Raw genomic sequence first — 293 nt, forward strand, 5'->3', positions numbered from 1 at the left:
GGTAAACGTTGTGCCAGCGCCTGCTGTTGCTGACGGCTGTAAACCATCAGCGGCGAGCCACCTTCCATCCAGACAGAGGCATACAGCTTCGCCACACGCGGCGAGCGCAGCGGCAAAATCACGCCGCGCAGCAATGGCCACCATAACAACCGTGAGGTATCAACCACGCGTCTGTCGCTTAAAAATTGTTTCAGATAGCGTTTTACCGCTTCAGGTGTGGGGGCATCGGGCGTACCCAGGTTTGCCAGCAGGATACCGGTTTTAGTCTGACGCATTACCGCCTCTTATCGATT

General features: G+C 56.0%; 1 protein-coding gene. It reads right to left on the bottom strand.

Annotated features, from left to right (window positions below):
- Nucleotides 1-275, bottom strand: a 275-nt coding sequence (locus tag FN960_RS23835) for a ferrochelatase (RefSeq protein ID WP_185971137.1), incomplete at its 3' end; no start/stop codon positions are given.
- Between the last annotated feature and the right edge of the window lie 18 nt (nucleotides 276-293).

This window comes from Alkalicoccobacillus porphyridii, from assembly GCF_007293315.1.
Lineage (GTDB): Bacteria > Bacillota > Bacilli > Bacillales > Bacillaceae_D > Alkalicoccobacillus > Alkalicoccobacillus porphyridii.